Annotated in this window: 1 pseudogene; it reads left to right on the plus strand. The window is 63.7% G+C overall.

What is annotated here, in order from left to right:
- Positions 1-17: 17 nt before the first annotated feature.
- Positions 18-245 (plus strand): annotated as a pseudogene (locus tag SB754_RS22330) (acyltransferase); the annotation flags it as partial.

Raw genomic sequence — 245 nt, forward strand, 5'->3', positions numbered from 1 at the left:
GCCAGTTCCCCGGGTACGTGGCCCTGTGGCCCCTGGCAGCAGCGGCTCTGGTTATTACGGCAGGCTCCACCGGCAGCAGGTTTGGTGCCGACCGGCTGCTGACCTGGCCGCCGCTCATGAAGATGGGTGATATTTCCTACGCCCTGTATCTCGTGCACTGGCCCGTCCTGGTGATCTATCTGATTTGGCGCGGACAAGAGGAAGTGGGGCTCCTCGGCGGGGCCGGTATCATCGGTGTTTCCCTG

The organism is Leifsonia sp. SIMBA_070 (genome assembly GCF_046534635.1).
In the GTDB taxonomy this organism is placed as follows: domain Bacteria; phylum Actinomycetota; class Actinomycetes; order Actinomycetales; family Microbacteriaceae; genus Leifsonia.